The sequence below is a fragment of the Halomicronema sp. CCY15110 genome (assembly GCF_016888165.1).
Taxonomy (GTDB): Bacteria; Cyanobacteriota; Cyanobacteriia; order Phormidesmidales; family Phormidesmidaceae; genus Halomicronema.
Map to the genome: position 1 here is coordinate 52,927 of NZ_JACSWC010000415.1, position 21,347 is coordinate 74,273.

Below are 21,347 nucleotides of genomic sequence, written 5' to 3' on the forward strand. Positions count from 1 at the left end.
CGGCGGTTAGAAACTTTTGCGTCACCACCAGTGATTTCCGACCGTCCGTTGCAAGGGGTTTGTTATGCGGTGATCGCTTAACGACTAATTCTCAACATTTGATTCCCGTCCTTTTGAAACTCGTAAGCAACAGATTGAACTTGTGCTCTGTAACCCTTATTTGATAAATCTTTCAAAATTAATTCAAGGTACAAGGATGGCTCACCATCAAGTTTGAGTAAGGGGAAAATCCGAACCTCTGGGGCGATTCTCAGAAGTTCATGAATCGAAGTAACATGAAAATCAAGCGATAACTGTTCTGAATACAAGAAGAGTAAATGAGAGCATACGCATAATTCAAATTGGTCATCAACAAACTCTAGGCTTGGCAAAGACTGATATAAATACCGTCTTGCATTTTTCCCGGATTCATAGTCTAATAAAAATTTCTCCATTGCGTTGAGACGCGCCTTGCCAAGCTCATCAGCATCTTGGAAGTTCTTCCATATATAGTTTTTAGAATTTTGCTTCACCTGCGAAATGACTGGCTCGTAAGTAGCTCGAACACGCTGCTCAATTTGTTCAGCAGAAAATTGATAAACCGGATCGATAGACACAACAGAGTGTCCTAGCTCAGTCATTTCAGCATTGAAGCTAGCTGGGCCATCGCCGCATCCAAGAATTTTCGCGTTTAAATCTGTTTCTGATAGACTAAACATCGACTTGTATTCTTCTAATGTTCTGCCCCAAGGGACTACTTCTTCAAGTTTCATTTACAAGTAACCTCAATACATTTCCTTTGACAAAAAACAAGCTGCATAAATATTTATTGGACTGACGCATTCCACATCACTCCCCTGCTGGGGTGATTAGGTAGACGAGCTCAGTATAATCAGCCCTTCTAGTTTTAAGTTCAGTCGATTGAAGCGCTGTCTTTACCGCAACCGTTGCTTCAGCCAAAAGTTGAGCAGGGGCAAGGCAATGCGATAACTAAATTGGGGGCCGTAGATCAGTCCTTTTTGTTCCAGGCTGTTGAGGGCACCTTGCAAGCCGCCGCCCCGAGAGAGCTGGTGCTTTTTGATGTAGGCACTGGCTTGGGGGCTGTCGGTGGGATCAAGGGCCAGACTTTCGAGCACGCGGGCCTGGGTAGGGGGCAGCAGCAGCAGCAGCACTTCAAAGGTGCCGCTCATGTCTTGGATGAGAGAGAGCATACTGCTGTGGACTTGATGGGCCTGGATCAGGCCGGTGGGGGGTTGGGGGGCGATCGCGGCGCAATCTAGCCAGATGCGCTGGGCCAGCGTAATCGCATCTTTCAGATGTCCCTGCACGTAACTCAAGTACAGTTCCAACGCCTGACTCTCAGAATCAAACTTCAGCCCTGCTGTCCCCATGCTCTCGGTAATCCAGGGGTGCAGTTCATCGTCGGCGAGGGGAGACAAGGCAATCACCGGCAGCTGACTGGCGAGCATCCAGGGGTCGGCCACGGTGGCAATTAGGGCATAGCTGACCCGATTTTGCTGCTGAATTTCTTGCCGCAGGTAGGTTTCCCACTTGCCGCGCCGATCCCATGAGCGGATGTGGGGGAAATTGTGAAACACGATTACGACCTGACAGTTCAGCCACTCGGCTAAGGATTGCGGCAAGGTCAGGAGGCCTGCGAATAAGGGCCATTCTTTACCCGGATTCGGCGGCCACACCAGTCGCGCTTGGGCGGCCAGGGTTTGGTCGAGGGTCAGGGGTTGGTTGAGACTCCATTGTTGAATCTGGGCGAGTTCGTCAGGCTCGGCAAAGGTCTGGGTGAGGGCATCGGCCAGAAACCGCAGAAACTGTCCGGCGTTACGACATCGCAGAAAGTCAATTTCGAGGCAGCGACAGCCGACCTGCTTGGCGGCCTCTCGGATGAGCGATCGCCGCCCAATGCCAGGGACTCCCGTCACCACAAAATCACTGTCCTGTTGTAACAGGCTGGAAACGATGTCGAGTTCGGCTTCACGGCAGGGGAGCGATCGCGGCACAAAAGGAGGCATAGGAATTATTTTGCGGCCAGCACTATTTTTTAGTGCTACTATGATTGTCTAAGTACTCTTTGATCGTAACACTCTATTTTTGAGGTATACCATCGTCGTGGTTCAAAGCCCTCTCACTGATTCTGAAGTCGATGCTTCTCCGGTCGGCGCGATCGCTGGGCCGGTGTCTACTCACTGGCAGACCTTGACGCCCCATCAGGCGGTCACACTTTTGGAGAGCAGTCCTCAAGGACTGAGCACCCGCGAAGTGGAGCGCCGCCAACAGATCTACGGCTTAAACGAGCTGCAGGAAGGGGCCACGCGCCGCCCGCTGGCAATTTTGTGGGACCAGTTCAAAAACATCATGCTGCTGATGTTGATTGCGGTGGCTCTGGTGTCGCTCGTGCTGGACTTGCAGGAAGGCGGCTTTCCTAAGGATGCGATCGCGATTTTTGCGATCGTGCTGCTGAATGGCGGGCTGGGGTATTTGCAAGAGAGCAAAGCCGAAAAAGCCCTGGCCGCCCTCAAAAACATGACCTCACCCCGCGTGCGCGTGCTGCGGCAAGAACGGGAGCAAGAGATCGACGCCAAAGAGTTGGTGCCAGGGGATATTGTGCTGCTGGAAGCCGGGGTTCAGGTACCGGCGGACGGTCGGTTGTTGAATGCGGCTAATTTGCAGATCCGGGAGGCGGCCCTCACGGGGGAAGCCGAAGCGGTGATGAAGCAGCCCGAAGCCAAACTGCCGGAAGAAGCGGCCCTGGGCGATCGCGTCAACCTCGTCTTCCAGGGCACCGAAGTGTTGCAGGGGCGCGGCACCGTGCTCATCACCCAAACGGGCATGCAAACGGAGCTGGGCCGCATCGCCACGATGATTCAATCGGTGGTCGTAGAGCCGACCCCGCTGCAGCAGCGAATGGCGCAACTGGGGAACGTCCTTGTAACGGGCTCGCTCGTGCTGGTGGCCTTGGTCGTGGCCGTGGGCCTGTTCCGCACGGGAGATTTAAGCCTATTTGATGAGCTGCTGGAAGTCTCCCTGAGTATGGCGGTGGCGGTGGTGCCCGAGGGGCTGCCTGCCGTCATTACCGTGACCCTGGCCTTGGGTACCCAGCGCATGGTGCGCCGCCACGCCCTGATTCGCAAATTGCCCGCCGTCGAAACCCTGGGCTCCGTCACCACCATTTGTTCTGACAAGACGGGCACCCTGACCCAAAACAAGATGGTGGTGCAGCGGGTGCAAACTCTGGACGCCCAGTATGACGTCACGGGGGAAGGCTACGCACCTGAAGGTCGAATTTTGGCACACGGACAGGCGGTGGATATCGAGGCCACCCCCGGGTTAGAAATGCTGCTAATGGCGAGTGCCTTTTGCAACGATGCCACCCTGCACCGTTCCGGCAGCGTGTGGACGATTTTGGGTGACCCGACGGAGGGGGCGTTGCTGGCGCTGGCGGGCAAAGGCGGATTTTACGCCAATAAGCTGAACCTGAGCTGCGATCGCATCGACGAAATTCCCTTCAGTTCAGAGCGCAAGCGGATGAGCGTGGTCATCCGGCCCTGTGAGGACGGCACCTGTCCGGTGGATGAAGCGGTGATGTTCACCAAGGGCTCGCCAGAGCTGGTGCTGGAGCAGTGCCAGTCGGTGCAGACGGCGGCGGGCGTCGAGCCGCTGACGCCCGCCAGGCGCGACCAGATCTTGGCCCACAACAATGACCTGGCGGCGGGTGGCCTGCGGGTGCTGGGCTTAGCCATGAAGCCGTTAAACGCCCTGCCCGTCAAAGATTTGGCCGCCGAAGAAGCCGCGCTGACGTGGTTAGGACTGGTCGGCATGTTAGACGCGCCGCGTCCGGAAGTGCGGGCAGCGGTGCAAGCCTGTCGCCGAGCGGGCATTCGTCCAGTCATGATTACGGGCGACCATCAGCTCACCGCGCAGGCGATCGCCAACGACCTGGGCATCGCCCAACCGGGCGACACCATTCTCACCGGGCGCGACCTGACCCATCTTTCTGCCGCTGAATTGGAAGCGACCGTGCCCCACGTGAGCGTGTACGCCCGAGTCGCCCCGGAGCACAAACTCCGCATCGTCCAAGCGCTCCAAAAGCAAGGCGAATTCGTCGCCATGACGGGAGACGGCGTCAACGATGCCCCGGCGCTAAAACAAGCCGACATCGGCATTGCCATGGGCATCACGGGCACCGATGTCAGCAAAGAAGCCAGCGACATGCTGCTGCTCGACGACAACTTCACCACCATCGTCGCCGCGACGGAAGAAGGGCGGGTGGTCTACGACAACATTCGCCGCTTCATCAAATACATTTTGGGCAGCAACATCGGCGAAGTGCTGACCATTGCCGCCGCGCCCCTGATCGGGTTGGGTGGCGTGCCTCTGTCGCCCCTGCAAATTTTGTGGATGAACCTGGTGACGGACGGGGTGCCCGCCCTGGCCCTGGCGATGGAACCGGGCGAACCCAACGTCATGCAGCGTCCGCCTAATAATCCGCGCGAGAGCATTTTTGCGCGAGGGTTAGGGTCTTACATGGTGCGGGTGGGCATTTTGCTGGCGATTTTGGCGATCGCCCTCATGGGTTGGGCCTACCAGCATACCCACGCGGCGGGCTATCCCCGTGACCCTGCCACCTGGAAAACGCTGGTATTTACCACCCTCTGTTTGGCCCAGATGGGGCACGCCCTGGCCGCCCGGTCGGACACTCGCCTGACGGTCCAAATGAGTCCCTTATCGAATCCTTTCATTTGGGTGGCGGTGCTGCTCACCACGGCGCTGCAAATCCTGCTGATCTATGTGCCGCCGCTGCGGGAATTCTTTGGCCTATATTTCCTTTCTGGTATGGAATTGGCGATTTGCTTTGGCTTTAGCGCCCTGCTGTTCATCTGGCTCGAAGGGGAAAAACTCTTCATCCAGTTCGCCCTCAAACGCCAGCGATCGTAACGAACTGAGAACTCCGATTTCTTGGGTCGCAGTTTTACCGACTGGTCAACCCTGAACCAGAAATCGGAGTTCTGTGCGCCCTTACATCTCCATCGCCTTTTCCCTCAACTTGACTAGCACGAACCGAGAACTCCGATTTCTTGGGTCGCAGTCTTACCGACTGGTCGACCCTGAACCAGAAATCGGAGTTCTGTGCGCCCCGACATCTCCACCTACCCTTTCCTCAACTTGTATGAAAAAACTGATTGATTTTGGTAAAAGTCCCTGGCCGATGTTGATTTTGACGGCGCTGTCGGTCGTGGTGGCGGTGCTCACCAGCTTGGACTGGAGCTATTCTGAATATGCGCCCGATCGCCCCGCTGCCCCTGCCGCTGAAACGCCCGTTAAGGCCACACAGCCATGACAAGCCCTCACCCTGGGCATTTGCTAGCGCTGGTCGATTTCATTGAAAAATGTTTTCTGGTGGGTGCGATCGCGGTTAGGAGTATGCTTTTCTCGATCAGTCCCCGCTCTCATTAGCAATCGGCCTGGTTTCCGGCTCTACTGCTCATGGCGTTCTATGGACTCTAAAACCGCTCAATCGAAGTTTTCGCAGGAAATCAAAAGCTTGCTAGAGCAGTTGGCCCATCAGCCGCTCACCCTGGCCCATGTACTCCATGAAACGTCAGAACGGGGGTTTAGCCTGGTGATTGGGTTGTTGGTGCTGCCCTTTCTGTTTCCCATGCCGCCGGGCCTGACGACGATTTTGGGCTCGGCCTGCCTGCTACTGTCCCTGCAAATGACGGTGGGACGGCGATCGCCCTGGCTCCCCCAGCGAGTCGCCCAATTCCAGTTTCCCTCAACGCTGGCGCGGCAGATTCTCAGCAACTTGAAACGGGTCACTCGCGTGACAGAACGGTTCGTGCGGCCCCGGCTGACCCACCTGGCGAGCAGCTCCCACATCTGGCAAATCAACGGCGCTTGCATTAGCTGGCTGACCTTGCTGCTGATGCTGCCCATCCCCATGACCAACCCCATTCCCACCCTCGGGATTTTGCTGCTGGCGATCGCCACCCTGGAAGCAGATGGGCTGATGATGTGTCTCGGTTATGCCGCCACGGGCTTGATTACGGGCCTGTTTGGACTGCTGGGATATGGATTGTGGCGATCGCCCGACCTGATCATGCACTGGTTCCAGTAACTTTTCTGAATTCCTCGCCCAGAGGATGCTTTAAACGGGTTACTTTGCGTAGCAAAGATGGCCTAATCTCCTGAAGAGTTGCCGCCAATCGCTCCAGCCCCCAAAATACCGACATTCACATGTGCCATCGCTCAAACACGCCGAGAGAAAAGAGCTGAATTGCTATGAGCCCTCGTATTTTCTTCATTGGTGATTCCTTCATCAACGGCACCGGCGACCCCAGCGGCCTCGGCTGGGTCGGGCGGGTCTGCGCCCAGGCCATGGCCGATGGCACAGCCCTCACTTGCTACAACCTTGGCGTTCGGGGCGACACCACCCAATTGATCCACCAGCGTTGGCCCCCAGAAGTTCAGTGTCGTTTAGCCGCAACCGGCAGCGCTGGTTTGGTGTTCTCGTTTGGGGCCAACGACGTCAACCTCGACGAGCACACCGGCCAACCCAGAGTCAGCCTGACCGACAGCCTCGCTTACGCTCAGACCATGCTCTGTCAAGCCCAAAAGTTCGGTCCGGTGTTGCTCGTCGAATCGCCACCGATCGCCGCCGACTCTGCGGCCAACCAAAGACTGATCACACTCAACCAGCAGGTCATGAACCTCTGCAATACCCTGACGATTCCCTATATTCAGACCGGTGAAGCTCTGCGCAAAAATTCTGTTTGGTGTGCAGAAGCGATCGCAAACGACGGTGCCCACCCTAGAGACCAAGGCTATGCGGCCTTAGCAAACATCATCCTGAGTTCACACCAATGGCCCCAATGGCTCCAGCAACTCTACCGAGTCGAAGTCTAAACTGATTGCCAAAAGCGTACGCTCCAGCAGGCCCTAAAAGCTGAAAAGCCCTTCCTAAAGTCAGCCATAGTGCCTGAGTTTAGGAAGGGCTAGCATGATAGTTGCACACTGCGCAAAAGCGGTGGTTAGGCAGCCGTTTGGTGAACGACAAAATGCTGTTCCGGAGCGGCAAAGTTAGCCTCTACACAAGTTTCACGAATGATCTTATTCGTGTCGAAATAAACTTGCCAGTAATGGTCGTTATTGCAATAAGGACGTACTGCTAAGACTGGCCCCATCGGTGTGAATTCTAGAATTTCTACATCCGGTGCAGGCTCAACCATGACATTAGGAATAGCGCTGACTTTTTCCTTGAGTAGGGCGATCGCGTGCTTATGATTCACATCATGATTGAGCTGCGCCACCAAATCGACTCGACGATAAGGATTGGTAGAAAAGTTTTGAATCGTGCCAGAAAATAGAATGTTATTACCAACAACATTTCTGACGTTATCCAGCGTGTCAATACTCGTGACAAAAAGGCCAATTTCCCTGACTGTGCCAGTGATTTCACCAGAAGTGATAAAGTCGCCCACACTATAAGGGCGGAAAATCACCAAAAAGGCACCCGCCGCAAAATGAGCTAGCAATCCACTCCAGGCCGCACCAACTGCAATACCGGCTGCGGCTAGAAAAGCGACAAAAGACGTGGTTTCAAGGCCGAAGAAACCGAGAATTGCCACAACTAAGACAATATTCAGTAAGACGCTCAGGGTTGACTTGATATAGATCAATAACGTTTCTTCAAGGTTGCTCTTGTGGAAAGCTTTGGTGAGCAAACTTGTGGCGATACCAATTAACCACCGCCCGACAAACCAAAAGATAATGGCCCCCACAATCTTGAGGCCAAACGCGATGAAAACATCGACCACACTGGTTAAAATTATATTGATATCCACAGGAATACTCCTTCACGTAAATAAGCCCTAAAAATACCACAGCTTTTGCCTCGCACGCCCCAGAGACGGTGAAAATGTGATCAAAAATTGTTGTTGTGCCTGCCCCTCAGTCAGCCACCGAATCTGACGGTTTTGCCCACCACTGATTAGGTTGGCGCGCCCACTCAGGCACCTCAATGACGGATGACCAGGATGCCTTCAGCACCCAGCCCAGGATGATGGCGGTTGGGGACGGGACGGCGAACAGGCGGGCAGTTGAGTGAATCAGAGTTTGAGGTCACCGCCGCCTGATTCCAATTCCCCCGGCGGCGGCGATCGCGGGCAACGGGCGGGAACATGCCGCCACTGGCTGGGATGGCAGCCTCATTTAGACTAGGGCTTGGCGCAGCGCAGTGACGAGGCGCTCGTTTTCTGCTGGGAGTCGGACGGCGACCCGAAAGTAGCGATCGCCCAACTCAGGAAAGCTCAAACAGTCGCGGATCAGAATGCGATCGCGCTGCAACAGGGTTTGCTGGAGGGCGGTGACGGAGCGATCGCACCGGACGAGCAAATAATTCGCCTGCCCCGGCAAAGGATACAACCCCGGAATGGCCGCTAACGCCTGGAATAGGGCCGGACGTGCGGCGGCGAGCCACTGCCAGGTGCGGTGCTGAAAGTCGTGATCTTGCAACACGGTGACCGCCGCCGCCGCCAAGGCATTCACCGACCACGGATCGCGCCACTGCTGCCACCGTTGCAGATGTGGGGGCTGAGCGATCGCATACCCTAAGCGCAACCCCGGCAGACTGTAAAACTTGGTCAGCGATCGCACAATCACCAAATTGGGCCAGCGATGGATCTGAGGAATCAAGCTTTGCTGCTCACTCGGGGCGACAAAGTCCATAAAGGCTTCATCCACCACCACGAGTTGAAACTGACTGAGTAAGGTTTCTAATACGGCCAGCGGGATCACCAGGCCCGTTGGGTTGTGGGGCGTGTTGAGCAAGAGACCACACCGGGCGGGGTCGTGCTGCAAGCCTTGGGCCACCACCGTCAGCCAATCGAGCTGGCCGCTGGCCGCTGCCGTTAACGGGAGGGGAATGGCTTGGGGCTGGGCGGCAAAGGCTCGGAGCGATCGCCCATAGTCGCCAAAGGCTGGGGTCAGCAAATAAGTGGCCTCTAGCGCGGCGAGGTCGCGTCCGGCCCAGGTCAAGAGTTCGGCGGCCCCGTTGCCGGGCAGCACCCAGTCGGGGGCCAGGTGGTGGTGCTGGGCGAGCTGCTGTCGGAGTGCTGTGTATTGCGGATCGGGATACTGGGTTAACTGCGGCAAGCAGGCTTGGATGGCGGCGATCGCCGATGCTGGTGGCCCTAGGGGGCTAATACTGGCGGAAAAATCGAGCAAAGCAAAAGGGGAACAGCCAGCCACTTGCGCAGCCCAGGCTAAGTTCCCCCCATGATTTGGTCGATTGTTAAACAGACTATCTGCCAACGGAATTTGAACCGGCTTATTCAGCCACCATTTCTTTGAACTGCTTACCGGCAGAAAAGGCGGGCACCTTAGTAGCCGGAATCACCATGGTTTCACCCGTTTTGGGGTTACGCCCTTCGCGCTCTTTACGATCGCGCCGTTCAAACGAACCAAAGCCCACGAGGGTGACCTTTTCGCCGCTCGACACCGCTTCCATAATCACATCGACTGCTGCTGTGAGAACCTTGTCGGCTTCCTTTTTGGTCACCTCAGACTTCTCAGCAATCTTGTCAACCAATTCACCTTTATTCATGTCTGTGAGTCTCCTTTTGGGGGAATAGGGAATTTAGAGGGGAGCGATCGTTACCCCACAAACTGGGGCCAACAACAGCCCATCGGCTGAAACCGCTGAAACCCCTGGCATCCCGGAATTTCACTGCCCTATTCTAAGGGCAACTTCCAAAATATGGATCGTCGAAAGCTTTAATTAAGGTCGTTTTCGGCTTTTTTTTACGAAAGGTAACGTAATTACTAGGGTTTGGGGCTTTGCTAAACCCCCAAAGAAATGGCTAAAGCCTTTGAGAACCAAAGACTTTAGCCATTTCACCAGAACCAGAGAAGAATGAGTGACCGCGATCGCGATTTAACGCTGCTGCGATCGCTCAATGATCTCTTGCACCTCGTCACTCGGCGTATAGCTATAACCAAACATGGATTGATCGCTGTCATCCAAGATCTCAGGGGTGAGTAACACAATCAGTTCATTTCTCTCAGTCTGATTAACAGTGCTGCGGAAAAGGGCACCTAGCAATGGTAGATCACCTAGAATTGGAACTTTTGAAACACTAGTTCTATCAGTTTCCTGAATAATTCCAGAAAGCACTAGAGTTTGACCATCACGCACTCTGACTAAGCCAGACTGAAGTTCTCGGGCTGACAAGGTAGTTACAAATTGGTTAGGACCGACATCAATAACACCTGTAGGAGCTGTCAGGCTGGGGGAGACTGTGAGTGAGACGAACCCATTGTCATCAATGCGGTCAATATTCACACTTAAAACCAAACCAGCATCAACTAGCTCCGGATCTAATAGAATTTGGGGAGTGTCTCCATCTCCAACTTCTTCCTGGGTAACCTTTTGTATAACTTGCTCTGTTAAAGCGACTGACGCAGTTTGCCCCTCTTGAATAATCAAAGTTGGGTCGGTCAGTATCTTCGAATTACCTTCCTGAACAGTAGCAAAGAGTTGAAAAAGGAAATCCTCACCAACGCTAAACTGATTACTCGCACCAGGCCCAACGGGACTTATAGGAGCACTACTTGGAAAATTACTTGTTCCAAAAGGAGTGCTATCACCAAAATTAACTACTCCGACCCCCCCAGAATTTGTAAGGCCCACATCTCCGAGTTGAAATGAGAAGCTCGTACCAAAGGCATCAAGAGCACCCAGATTGACATCTATAACCTTGACATTGACGGCCACCTGTCGACGGCGCAGATCTAATCGTGCAAGATAATCCGTCGCACTTTGTACTATCCTAGGCTCACCAACTAAGGTGATAGAGTTTGTTCGCTCATCAACAACTGCCAGCAATCCACGAAGAATTTGTGGTGTCCCATTACCTTCTGCTGGCTCAAAGTCAAGGGCTGTAACCTCAGTAGAGGTTGCACGCTCAACTAATCGAAGTGTGGACTCAAGGTTGCCACCACCTCCCTCGCCCCCAGTCTCAGCAGCCTCCGCTGTACCTAACCCTGCCCCAACATCAGTAAAAGTTGTCTGAGTAATAACTTGAGTACCTTCAGCCCCTAGTGACACCAGGAATCCCGCAGCGGTAGAAGCTGCGACCTGATTAAGGCGAAGCGTTCGACTCACAAGGCTCCGCGCAGAATCAGGCAATTGCGGCCCTACATAAATAGTACGACCGACTCGATTGGCTTGTAATCCAGTAACTCTCAAGACACTGTTAAAAACGTCTTGCACTGACTCATTTTCAATATCGAGGGTAATGGAGGGACCTTCGCCACTCCCAGCACTTGCGCCATCACCTTCACCACCAGCGCCAATAAAGACGAGGTTCAGGCCAGCCGCGCGAGCGAGTAAGTTCAATACTTCGCGAGAGGGGGCATCTCGCAGTACCAAGCGAGGCACGCGCTCAGTCGTCCCCAAATCAACTGAGTCAAACTGAGGCGTACTCTCAGCAACTGCGATATCACCGACCGGCGGAGCTACAGCCTGAGGCAAAAAGGGTGGGGCGGTTTGTACTCTGGGGGCGTCTACGGGGACGCCGTCGATGACCACTTGGGGATTGGGCACCAGCACATCCGGTTGAGGGGCGGCGGGTGTCGCGGCTTCGGCGGGCGCTTCAGTTTCGGCTTGGGCCACGGTCTCCGGCTGCTCTACCGGAATCAAGACGGGCTCGTCGCTGGGGACGGTTTCTAGTTCAGTGGGGACGGGGGTGCTGGCTTGGGGGGCGGGGCTGCTGCCATTGGTCGCCACATCAATAATGACGCCGCCGCTGGCGGAGGTGCCGACCACACTGGTGGGGGCGCTGCCGCTACCGCTGACCATTAGCCGCACACTGTTGCCGTCCAGGGGCACCAGGGCGATTTCGGTGATGCCGGGGACGGGGTTTTGTTGCACAAAGCGATCGCCCTCAGGCAACTGGAGCTGGGTGCGCACGATGTCGGCCCGCAGGGTATTGCCCTGGTTAACGGCAAACACTTGGGGCGTGTCACCGTCTGCCGTGGCCAACACGATTTGGGCACCGCCATCCGTCGGCACAATCTCGACGCCGGTAATCATGGTCGAGGCGGCCATCACTGGCTGCGCCGCGATCGCCAACAAAGTCGTGCTGGCTAAACAACTGCCATATCCTAATAGTCGTTTCACAGTTCATTCTCCTCACGTAGGTTCTGGGTCTGGTTTGCAGCGCCTGGGACAATGAGCGCTGACGGAATTTAGGCCAAGCGGCTAGCCCTCGTCACTGGCTTCGGTGGCCTCGCCTTCTGCGCCTTCCTCTCCTTCTTCGGCTTCAGGTTCGGCGGGTACGGGGGGCACACTGGGATCACCCAAAGGCACCAGCACTTCCATGGTGAAAGACGTATCCAGGGGCCGAATCCCCAGCCGATTGGCATCTTCCTCACTCAAGTCAATAAAGTCGGAGGGCTCCTGGTTAAAGTCCCGCAAAATGAGCAATGGTTCTAACCGTTCGAGATTGTAGAGAATGCTCTGAGTCTGGCTAAACAAACCCCGAAACCCCACCTCAACAATTTGCCGCCCCAGCTTACCGGAGAGCTCCGGGCCATACTCATCACCAATGGCCTGGGGTAGCCCCACCGGGTTAAACGCATAGAGCTCGGAGGTAAAGGCCGATCGCTGCACGACCGGATCATCGGCAAGTTCAGTGATAATGCGGTTCACCTGGGCTTGGCTAAAGCCCAGCGACGTGAGCTGGGCCGAATTGGCCGTGCTCAAATCCCCCGCAATGGCCCCCGCGATCGCGGCATTACTTTTCTCAATTTGCTGATTGGTGTCCAGCAGCAGCGTGTCCAGGCTGTTGGGATCACCCAGCAAGCTGTAAATGCCCTCGCGCTGCGTGATCACCCGATCTAGCTCGGCCTGGACCTCTTCGATTTGGCGCAAGCTTTCCGCCTGATTGGCGAGCGTCGCTTCCTTATCCGCGATCCGCTGCTCGATTTCGGTAACAGTGTCCTGCACTGGGCTGACCAGTCGCGTAAACAAGAAAATTGCCCCCCCCACGCCCAGCACCGCTAGCGCAATCCCTTGGACTTTCGGCGTTAGCTCAATGCCAAAGACGGTCGGATAACTGGGGCCTTCTAGGTCTTCCGCGTCCTCAACAGGGACGAAATCATCAGAAAAAGTCATGGTGTTTCGATCACTCCTGAATCACGAAGGGCACGAATCCGGGTCGCCAAACCAACGGCACCTTGGCGATCCAAAATATCCAGCAGCTCAGAGGAAGGCACGTCGGTAAAGTTGCCCACCAACGTAAAGTCCACAAGCAGCTCTGGCAGACTAGGGGGAGAGCCCGGACAAACGCCATCCACCGCCGGATCCAGCAATTCGGAACTCCCTCGCTTTTCTGAGGTGTCGATGGCGACGGTATCCGCCGCTAACAGAGGAGAGCGTTGTAAGGTCAGCAAAAAGTCGTTGACATCATCAAACGAGCAGGCCACGCCAATCACTTCGATTCCACCAGTGACTGGCGGTTCTTCACCTTCAGTCCCTTCGGCAGCCCCCGGCGGCGGCGGCAAGGTGGTGCCCGCCGTCTGCGCCACCGACACGATTTGGATCCGAGCGGGAGTGCGATCGCGCAACTCCTTCAAAAAGGCTGACCAAGGACGAATCTGGTCGAACACATTCACAAACGCCTGGTTCTCAGCCTCCACCAGCGCAATTTGCTGCTGCACCGTCTCAATTTGCTGCAACTGACTTTGGATGGTCGCAATTTGCTGATCGAGCTCCGCTTCCCGCGCTTCCAAGCGGCTCATCCGCTGCTGCAACAAGAGCCAATACCCGCCGACCAAGCCCAGGGCCGCCACCGCGACTAACAAGCCAATCAGCAACGGTGTGCGACTCCCGGCTGGGGCCGCCGCTTCGGCGGTGCGAGACGAAGCCTCAACAGGCCGAATCTCGCGATCCTTTAGAAAGTTAATATCTAAGCCGTACATCGATTAAACCTCTCTCAGCCCAAGACCAATCACCGTCGCCAACCCTGGCCGCTCTTCTTCTTCAATATCTTCTGCCACCTCTAATGACAGCGCCGCTACTGGATCAACTTGGCTAGCGGGCAAGCTCAACCGCTGGGCAAAGAACTCATCCAGTTGCCCGATCGCCGCCCCCGACCCCGCCAGTAGCAACTGCGCCACTTCCATGTCCTCCGCTTGGTTGAGGTAGAAATCAATGGAGCGCCGCAACTCGTCCGATAGCTCACCCAAAATCCTCAACATCGCCGCCGTTCCCGGATTTGACGCCCCCCCCGAAATCGGCTGCGGTGAGCCGACAGTATCCATCGGCGTCGTGGGTACCGTCATTCCTTTGAGTAAATCCGTATTGCGCGAGGGAGGCAAATTCATCGCCCGACTCAGCGCCCCTTGAATCTGAAAAGTCCCAATCGGGACTGACCGAGAAAAGTGAGGAATGCCATCTACCACAATGGAGATTTCAGTACTTTCAAAGCCGATATCGACGATCGCCGCCGCCTCTTGGGGCGTGAACTGCCGTAGCTGATCGCGAATCGTGCGAATCAGGGCAAAGCTCGACGTTTCCAACACCGCCAAATTAATCCCAGCTTGTTGAAACGTCTCAACATAGGAGTCCGTTACTTCTTTCCGAACTGCGACTAACAAAACTTGAACTTTTTCAATCCCATCTTCATCCACAAAAAAGCCGAGCTTTTGATAGTCAACATCGGCCTCCTCTCGCGGAAACGGTAGATACAGGCTGGCTTCTTGGTTCAGCACCATTTCCCGCAGTTCGTCTTCATCGAGCTCCGAAGGCACCGGAATGACGCGGGTAATCGCGCGTCCGGGGATGGCAGTCGTAGCGTATTTCACCTTAATGCGACCGTCTGTGAGGCCAGTCTGAATAGCCTCAGCCACAGCGGGCGAGTCAATAATTTGCCCCTCTTGAAATGCGCCTTCCGGCAATTCCACCGAGGTTCTCGTCTCAAGTTTAAGTTTTTGCCCCTGTTTGCGTACCCAGGCAAGGTTGACTCGCTCAGGCGTAAGCTCAATGCCGACACTCTGACGCTTAGATGAAAATAGGGACTGAATGATGTTCACCGCCGTCTCCGTTTATGCCTTCGTTATCAATAACGAATACTCAACAATTCCCCATCACTGCAGGTGCAAAATGGAGACTTACCAAAATTGTGCTGACGTATGGTACACAATTTAAGTCAGAATTGCCACAGCGATAAACAAGATACAAACCGTAAGAAACTAGCGAAAAATTAGCGTCCGATCGCCCAAGCCAATGGGCGCGCCAAAATATTTCTCGCAGCGGCTTCTCCTTGATGCGCAGGCTGAGCAACACTAACGAAGCTGGGCACCGTTTTTGCCAGACAAACTGTCTTTTTCCTGTAGACCATTGCGTTAACTTAATTTGATCAGTCTTCACCAAATCAAGTGAAGTAACTGCACCCCCTACATCGAGTCGCGACTCAAATCAACATCCCAAAGAACGTTTTCGGCTCGGGTCTAAACGACTCATTTTTCCCGTTCTAATCGCTTCGCAAATACGAATGGATTAGTCAGTTCACCTGAGATGTTACACACAATTTTCAAAAGTGAACCATTTAATATAGAAAAAATCTGCAAAAATCTGAGATTTAGGCGTCGATTGGCGTGAGGTGAGAAGCAAAACTGTGGCACATGAAGCGGTTGTAACTTGGGGGACTCCGACTCTGGCGGGGGCGAAGCGATTGCTGCTGCTGGGGTCTGGGGAATTGGGGCGAGAAGTTGCCCTCGAAGCCATGCGCCTAGGCTGGGAAGTCATCGCCACGGATGCCTATCCGCAGGCTCCAGCGATGCAGGTGGCCCATCGCTTTCACGTCATTGATATGTTGGACGGCGATCGCGTCCGCCAAGTCATCGAACAAGAAAAACCCGATCTGATCGTGCCCGAAGTAGAGGCGATCGCCACCGACACTCTAGTGGCGTTGGAAGCAGAAGGTTGGACGGTTGTCCCCACGGCCAAAGCTACCCGACTCACCATGAACCGTGAAGGCATTCGTTGCCTCGCCGCTGAGGAACTGCACCTGCGCACCTCCCCCTATCGCTTTGCGGGCACCCTGGAAGACTATCGCGCAGCGGTGGCGGCCATCGGCTTACCCTGTGTGGTCAAACCCATCATGAGTTCATCCGGTAAAGGCCAAAGCTTAGTGCGATCGCCCGCCGATATTGACGCCGCTTGGGACTATGCCTATAGCGCGGGTCGGGGCAAAGCCCAGCGCGTCATCGTCGAAGGGTTCATCGAATTTGAAACCGAAATTACCCTACTCACAGTTCGCGCCCAAGACGGCACGTTCTTTTGTCCTCCCATTGGGCACCGTCAGGAAGATGGCGACTATCGCGAGTCTTGGCAACCCTGTGGCCTGCACCCTGACACGGTGGCCGAATGCCAGCGGGTCGCCCAGCACATCACCGATGCCCTCGGGGGCTGGGGGCTATTTGGGGTGGAACTGTTTATCGCCGGATCCCCCGACCAGCCCCAAACCGTCTATTTCAGCGAAGTCAGTCCCCGCCCCCACGACACGGGCATGGTGACCATGGTGAGCCAAAATATGTCGGAGTTTGAGCTGCATGTCCGCGCCATCACTGGCTTGCCGATTGGCCGCATTGAACTGTTGCAGCCCGGCGCTTCTGCGGTAATTCTGGCTCCGGGCTCCAGCAATCAGCCCCACTATGCCGGGGTCGCCGAGGCCCTGCGCATTCCCACCAGCAAGCTCCGCTTGTTTGGCAAACCCCGCTGCCATCAAAACCGGCGCATGGGTGTGGCCCTGGCCCTGGGCGATTCCGTCGAGGAGGCGAAGGAAAGAGCGATCGCCTGCGCCAGCAAAGTGCAAGTTTTGCTTTAGGCTTTTAGGTGACTTGTTCGTGCAGAGTTGGTCAGCGCGATCGCTGCATTCTGCCCCTGCGCTTAGTTGCATCTGCCCCCTTAACTACCCATTTACCCACTCCACCATGTCCACCCTCCCTCGTCTTTGGCAACGTTTTGGCCTGCTCATGCTGCTGGGCGTGCTGATGAGTTGGCTTATCAGCTGCGGTAATCCTTCAGCTACCTCGGAGTCCAGCGCCGACGGCTCCCAAGAGGTTGAGTTTTGGACGATGCAGTTACAGCCCGATTTCACCGACTATTTCAACGAGCTAATTGCCAACTTTGAAGCGGAAAATCCCGGCATCACCGTCCGGTGGATCGACGTGCCCTGGGGGGATATGCAGAGCAAAATTCTCACCGCAGTGTCCGCCGGGACGGCTCCCGACGTGGTGAACTTGAACCCCGATTTTGCCTCTCAGCTCGCGGGCAAACAGGCGTGGTTGTCGCTGGACGATCGCATTGCCCCAGCCGACAAGTCGCTGTACCTGGATAAGATTTGGCAAGCCAACACCTTGAATGGCGAGAGCTTTGGCTTGCCTTGGTACCTCACCACCCGCGTCACCCTGTACAACACCGAATTGTTTGAAGCCGCGGGCATTACCGAGCCGCCAACGACGTACGAAGAATTGGCGATCGCCGCCCAGCAAATCAAGGACGCCACGGGTAAATACGCCTTTTTCATCTCCTTCGTGCCCGAAGATGCCGCCGACGTGCTGCAATCCTTTGTGCAGATGGGGGTGCCATTGGTGGATGACCAGGGCAATGCCGCCTTCAATACCCCTGAAGGCAAAGCCGTGTTTCAGTATTGGACGGATCTGTACCAGCAAGAACTCCTGCCCCGTGAGGTGCTAACCCAGGGCCACCGTCGCGCGGTGGAGCTTTACCAAGCGGGGGAAACGGCGATCCTCGCCTCCGGGGCCGAATTTCTCAGCACCATTGAAAACAACGCGCCGGATATTGCTGCCGCTACAGCGAGCGCCCCGCAAATTTCCGGGGAGACCGCGAAGAAAAACGTCGCGGTGATGAATTTGGTGATTCCGCGATCGACCGACGCGCCAGAGGCCGCCCTCAAATTTGCCCTTTACGTCACCAACGACGCCAACCAACTGACCTTTGCCAAAGCCGCCAATGTGCTACCTTCCACCACCCAAGCCCTAGCCGACAGCTACTTCACCGAACCGCCGACGGATGCCGAACCCGTGACCTTGGCCCGTGCCGTCAGTGCCGGACAAATGGCCGATGCCGAGGTGCTGATTCCCGCGATGGAAGATGTGAAAACCTTGCAGAAGGCGATTTACACGAACTTACAAGCGGCGATGTTGGGGCAAAAAACGGTGGATGAAGCGGTGACCGATGCCGCCGCCGAGTGGGACGCCCGTTAACTCCCCGCTGCCTCTGACGCTGGCGGACGCTCACTGCTAGCCCGCAGCGGGGATGCTGCTGCCGATTTGCCCTCGCAGCTCAGCGCCCTCGCGTGCAGTGCCGTTGTCTCTCAGTGCGGCCCCCTGGGAGACGTCAGTTCGACAGACTCATTTCGCCCTTTCTCCAAACCTTTCTCCCTAAGGGCTACCGTGTATACACATCTCGCCTGGGAGACAAAATTCTGCCTTTGCCCCCCGGAATCGGGGGATTTAGGGGGCTATAAAGCTGGTAACGACATCATTAAGGACTTGTGTATACACCGTAGCTCCCGAAGGGAGAAAGGCTGTAAACCTCATGGATGTGCGGGGAATTTTCAGGTGCAGAGTCGTTGGCTAGATCAGGCTCGTTTCATCGCACTCATATTGGGAGGCAGCGCCCGCTGCTATTCACCTGATGGACTCAATCATCGCGGCGAACCCCAGGGAAACCAGGGAGCCCAACGCCAGCCGCAGCCACCAATCCGTGACCAGGTGCAGCACCCAGAGCGCGAAGCTGGCGGCTTCAAAGAGGCTCGCCAGGATACAGAATACGGCCAGCCCAAAACTAAAGAGAAAGAAGTATTTGATAAATCGACAGACCCAGCGAAAGAAACGACTGTGATGGCGCATGGTTGAACATCCTAGTGACGAGGTTTCGGCAACTCTGGAGACTCGCAACTCGCGTTAGGCAACGCTAAATTTCCTTGGTTTCTACGGTGTCCTTAAGGAGCGTGACGGCAAATCTCTTGATCGATGTCAATAGTCGATAGCAGCGATCGCTATCGAAAACTAGATAGCGCCGTGCGCACAGCTTGACTAACATGGCCTATAGCTCTCAGCCATGGAGGCTTTCAGCGCATGGAAAAACTCAAGCTAACAGCTTTGGAGGAAGCCATTATGCTGGCCATCTTGCATCAACCCCGCTATGGACAAGACATTGTGGAGGTGGTGAGTGCTGCCAGCGAGGGCGAATACCAAATTGGCTGTGGGACTTTATATCCAGCGCTGAGACGGTTATCCCAGCGGGGCTTTATTCAAGCGCAACAGCGACAGGAAAACTTGGCCGTGCGCAACGGTCACAGTCGTTGTTATTACCAGGTGACCACGGTGGGTCGTGACATGCTGCTGCGGATTGAATCCATTCGCGACCAAATTAAAAGTCAGAGCCGCATCCACGAGGCGCTGACCTAATGCGATCGCGGTGGACCGGGCCTGAGCGCCTTGTCCACCGTCAATGGTGCCTGGCATCTGCTCTGACCTCTGATGTTCAAGAACTTCGTTTCAAGTAGGCGTATTATGTTTGTTGAGATTGTCGAAAATGCAGCCAAAGTGTTCGTACTGGAAGCTATTCGTGATGAAGCTTTAGGCGATTTTTGGGAAATTGACAATCAGTTAAAACAGGCTGGCCGATCGCGGTTGTGGCGGTTAATCCAATCCATTCAATATTTCTGTGCGCTGGTCAAAGCGTCGATGATGATGCTGGTTGATGAGGCTTGGGCCCAGTGGCAAGCGCCGCCGTCCGCCGCGCCCAGTCCAGCATCGCCCGCCGCGATCGCGGAATATGAAGGCCATACTCTGACTGCCGCAGAGTTTCATCAGGTCAAGTTGTACTGCGCCACCCGCCGGTTGTATGGGCTGGGCCTGAGTCGCAAATTATTGGGATTGCCGCAGCAGCCCTCGTCTTACTGGCTGCGGCAGGCCGAGCGCATTATTGATAAGTGCCTATCGCGGGGGGAGAAGGTGATTGATGCGGAAGCGATCGCCAACAGCTTTATGCTGAGCAGCCTGATTCGTCAGGTCGAGTCGGTGCCCCCCCACAGCGTTGAGGCCGACACCTTTCACCATTGGGTTCAGCGAGTAAAGCTGGATGAGTCTTTTTTAGACCGCTACGTGTTGTTTGACGATCATTTTTACAAGCGCCAACTGGTGTGCCGCACCTGGTCGCTGGTGGTTTATGTCATTAGCTGGATGCCTGGCCAAGAGGTGGGCGTGCATCACCATGGTCATGCGCTGGATGCCATTCAGGTGATCCGAGGCGAAATGACCCACTGGCTGGTGCCGCCAGATCACTGGGAGGAAAATGTGCCGTTTGAGGGGTTTGAGCCTTCTCGCCGCCACGAAGGACCGTCAGAGATCTTTAAGGCCGGGGATATCGTGGTGATCGACCGCCGCCACGGGCACCAAATTGCCAACTGCTCTGACCAGCCGCTGGTCACGCTCCACTTCCGCTTTGGTCACCCGCCCGAAGATAAGCATTGGCGATCGACCAATGATACGGAAATGTTGATCTGGAATCAGACCGAGGGCTGTTTTGACCTGCTTCCTCCGGACATGGGGCGATGCACCTCATCACGGCGGTAGGACTTGTCCAAACGCCAAACCCAGTTCATGGCTAACTGACTCGCCCCATGGATGCGCCGTCTGACCTCGAATCCCGATGCTCGGTTTGCCATTTGCCAGCTTCAATTTTGTATTTGGCAGCGTCACTGCCCGCCTGGCAGCCCCATCAGCGGGGATGAAAAACCGGCGAATTATTACGGGACTTTACTAGACGCCTCAAATTGCTGCGATGAGTGGTGCGGAGCCGCTGGGGTGGAGTAAAACAGAGACGAGAACCGGCGGTAGGAGAGTAGAGCCATGAAAGTGTGGAAACAGCTGAGCATTTACACCAGTGAGGGCAGTCGGCTGGGCACTCGGGCGCTGCATACGGCGATGATTGCCACCGCGTTGGAACAGGGCCTGTACAGCGCGATCGCGGTGAAGTCGATGGAGGGGTTTGGGCCACAGATGGCGATTCCCACGGCCAATCACATGGCGCTGGATTCTGACTTGCCCATTGAGGTCAGAATTATTGACGAACCCGAGCGCATCAACGAATTTCTCGCGAGCCAGCGGGATACCTTGGGCACCTGCGTTGTCGTGCTCCGCGATATCGAAATTTTTTGGGCTCCCCAGTCTTAAGGGGCGGCTAAGTAGCTGGGCCTAGTTAAACGGTAACCAGGTGGCTGATTTCGACTCCGCTCAATCAGCGATATTGCTGTCCA

20 protein-coding genes are annotated in these 21,347 nt (G+C 55.4%); 9 read left to right on the top strand and 11 right to left on the bottom strand.

The genetic code is table 11. The annotated features are described in order from the left end of the window. Positions 1 to 77: 77 nt before the first annotated feature. Together JUK32_RS21645 and JUK32_RS21650 are read right to left on the bottom strand one after the other, a co-directional pair. Complete coding sequence (locus JUK32_RS21645; RefSeq protein ID WP_204140948.1) at positions 78 to 752, bottom strand: SAM-dependent methyltransferase; 675 nt, start codon at positions 750 to 752, stop codon at positions 78 to 80. A gap of 162 nt (positions 753 to 914) precedes the next feature. Beyond that, complete coding sequence (locus JUK32_RS21650; protein WP_239112935.1) at positions 915 to 2,006, bottom strand: ATP-binding protein; 1,092 nt, start codon at positions 2,004 to 2,006, stop codon at positions 915 to 917. A 151-nt stretch (positions 2,007 to 2,157) separates the two neighbouring features. Here JUK32_RS21650 and JUK32_RS21655 point away from each other — a divergent pair, with 151 nt between their 5' ends. The 4 genes from JUK32_RS21655 (at position 2,158) to JUK32_RS21670 (ending at position 6,897) form a co-directional block, all read left to right on the top strand. Beyond that, on the top strand, positions 2,158 to 4,929 hold the full coding sequence (locus JUK32_RS21655) for a cation-translocating P-type ATPase (protein ID WP_204140964.1): 2,772 nt from the start codon (positions 2,158 to 2,160) through the stop codon (positions 4,927 to 4,929). Positions 4,930 to 5,161: 232 nt separating this feature from the next. Then, positions 5,162 to 5,332 (top strand): hypothetical protein, encoded by a 171-nt coding sequence (locus tag JUK32_RS21660; RefSeq protein WP_204140949.1) that lies wholly within the window; start codon positions 5,162 to 5,164, stop codon positions 5,330 to 5,332. Positions 5,333 to 5,488: 156 nt separating this feature from the next. Beyond that, entirely contained in the window at positions 5,489 to 6,109 is a 621-nt protein-coding gene (locus JUK32_RS21665) for an exopolysaccharide biosynthesis protein (protein WP_204140950.1), read from the top strand. Between the two features lie 164 nt (positions 6,110 to 6,273). Beyond that, on the top strand, positions 6,274 to 6,897 hold the full coding sequence (locus tag JUK32_RS21670) for a GDSL-type esterase/lipase family protein (RefSeq protein WP_204140951.1): 624 nt from the start codon (positions 6,274 to 6,276) through the stop codon (positions 6,895 to 6,897). A gap of 125 nt (positions 6,898 to 7,022) precedes the next feature. Here JUK32_RS21670 and JUK32_RS21675 read toward each other — a convergent pair whose 3' ends face one another. From JUK32_RS21675 to pilM, 8 genes are all read right to left on the bottom strand, one after another. After that, positions 7,023 to 7,835, bottom strand: coding sequence for a mechanosensitive ion channel family protein (locus JUK32_RS21675; RefSeq protein ID WP_309224600.1), 813 nt, complete (start codon positions 7,833 to 7,835; stop codon positions 7,023 to 7,025). Between the two features lie 173 nt (positions 7,836 to 8,008). Next, on the bottom strand, positions 8,009 to 8,173 hold the full coding sequence (locus JUK32_RS21680; RefSeq protein ID WP_204140952.1) for a hypothetical protein: 165 nt from the start codon (positions 8,171 to 8,173) through the stop codon (positions 8,009 to 8,011). Positions 8,174 to 8,202: 29 nt separating this feature from the next. Continuing rightward, positions 8,203 to 9,303 (bottom strand): threonine-phosphate decarboxylase CobD, encoded by a 1,101-nt coding sequence (gene cobD / locus JUK32_RS21685; protein WP_309224601.1) that lies wholly within the window; start codon positions 9,301 to 9,303, stop codon positions 8,203 to 8,205. Positions 9,304 to 9,319: 16 nt separating this feature from the next. Next, positions 9,320 to 9,595 carry an HU family DNA-binding protein gene (locus tag JUK32_RS21690; RefSeq protein ID WP_039726927.1) on the bottom strand — a complete coding sequence of 92 codons (276 nt, stop codon included), beginning with the start codon at positions 9,593 to 9,595 and terminating at the stop codon, positions 9,320 to 9,322. Between the two features lie 330 nt (positions 9,596 to 9,925). Beyond that, complete coding sequence (locus tag JUK32_RS21695; protein ID WP_309224602.1) at positions 9,926 to 12,172, bottom strand: AMIN domain-containing protein; 2,247 nt, start codon at positions 12,170 to 12,172, stop codon at positions 9,926 to 9,928. Positions 12,173 to 12,253: 81 nt separating this feature from the next. Next, positions 12,254 to 13,168 (bottom strand): hypothetical protein, encoded by a 915-nt coding sequence (locus tag JUK32_RS21700; protein ID WP_204140953.1) that lies wholly within the window; start codon positions 13,166 to 13,168, stop codon positions 12,254 to 12,256. Beyond that, a complete protein-coding gene (locus JUK32_RS21705) occupies positions 13,165 to 13,974 on the bottom strand; it encodes a PilN domain-containing protein (RefSeq protein WP_204140954.1) in 810 nt (269 codons plus the stop codon). The genes JUK32_RS21700 and JUK32_RS21705 overlap by 4 nt, the downstream gene beginning before the upstream one ends. A gap of 3 nt (positions 13,975 to 13,977) precedes the next feature. After that, a complete protein-coding gene (gene pilM, locus JUK32_RS21710) occupies positions 13,978 to 15,087 on the bottom strand; it encodes a type IV pilus assembly protein PilM (protein WP_204140955.1) in 1,110 nt (369 codons plus the stop codon). Between the two features lie 584 nt (positions 15,088 to 15,671). Between pilM and purT the strand changes: the two genes are divergently transcribed. Both purT and JUK32_RS21720 read left to right on the top strand, forming a co-directional pair. Continuing rightward, on the top strand, positions 15,672 to 16,883 hold the full coding sequence (gene purT, locus JUK32_RS21715; protein WP_309224603.1) for a formate-dependent phosphoribosylglycinamide formyltransferase: 1,212 nt from the start codon (positions 15,672 to 15,674) through the stop codon (positions 16,881 to 16,883). Between the two features lie 106 nt (positions 16,884 to 16,989). After that, positions 16,990 to 18,285 carry a sugar ABC transporter substrate-binding protein gene (locus JUK32_RS21720; protein WP_204140956.1) on the top strand — a complete coding sequence of 432 codons (1,296 nt, stop codon included), beginning with the start codon at positions 16,990 to 16,992 and terminating at the stop codon, positions 18,283 to 18,285. 426 nt (positions 18,286 to 18,711) lie between these two features. On the opposite strand, the gene JUK32_RS21725 is transcribed toward JUK32_RS21720, so the two are convergent. Beyond that, positions 18,712 to 18,933 carry a hypothetical protein gene (locus JUK32_RS21725; RefSeq protein WP_204140957.1) on the bottom strand — a complete coding sequence of 74 codons (222 nt, stop codon included), beginning with the start codon at positions 18,931 to 18,933 and terminating at the stop codon, positions 18,712 to 18,714. A 228-nt stretch (positions 18,934 to 19,161) separates the two neighbouring features. Between JUK32_RS21725 and JUK32_RS21730 the strand changes: the two genes are divergently transcribed. From JUK32_RS21730 to JUK32_RS21740, 3 genes are all read left to right on the top strand, one after another. Continuing rightward, positions 19,162 to 19,494, top strand: a complete 333-nt coding sequence (locus JUK32_RS21730; RefSeq protein WP_204140958.1) for a PadR family transcriptional regulator — start codon at positions 19,162 to 19,164, stop codon at positions 19,492 to 19,494. 105 nt (positions 19,495 to 19,599) lie between these two features. Further along, positions 19,600 to 20,664, top strand: coding sequence for a hypothetical protein (locus JUK32_RS21735; protein WP_204140959.1), 1,065 nt, complete (start codon positions 19,600 to 19,602; stop codon positions 20,662 to 20,664). Between the two features lie 276 nt (positions 20,665 to 20,940). Next, positions 20,941 to 21,264 carry a DUF190 domain-containing protein gene (locus tag JUK32_RS21740; RefSeq protein ID WP_052288149.1) on the top strand — a complete coding sequence of 108 codons (324 nt, stop codon included), beginning with the start codon at positions 20,941 to 20,943 and terminating at the stop codon, positions 21,262 to 21,264. Positions 21,265 to 21,347: the final 83 nt, after the last annotated feature.